2 rRNA genes are annotated in these 255 nt (G+C 37.3%); both read right to left on the minus strand.

Features of this window, described 5'->3' with window-relative positions:
* Nucleotides 1-111, minus strand: a 5S ribosomal RNA gene (gene rrf, locus ACU68W_RS09355); the annotation flags it as partial.
* Nucleotides 112-153: 42 nt separating this feature from the next.
* A 23S ribosomal RNA gene (locus tag ACU68W_RS09360) occupies nucleotides 154-255 on the minus strand; the annotation flags it as partial.

Here is a 255-nt window from a genome sequence, read left to right on the forward strand (position 1 = left end):
CGACTACCTACTCTCCCACGACGTTTCCATCGTAGTACCATCGGCGTTAAGAGGCTTAACTTCTGTGTTCGGCATGGGTACAGGTGTATCCCTCTTGCTTTTATCACCATACTTATTCAATTCTTCACTTCCAATCAATAACAGTATATATTTCCAGTCAAGTTTTCGATTTATTAGTATCAGTTAGCTTTGATATTACTATCTTTACACCTCTGACCTATCTATCTTGTTTTCTTCAAGTAATCTCATAGAAAT

The sequence above is a fragment of the Finegoldia sp. P2-F-LR genome, from assembly GCF_052932265.1.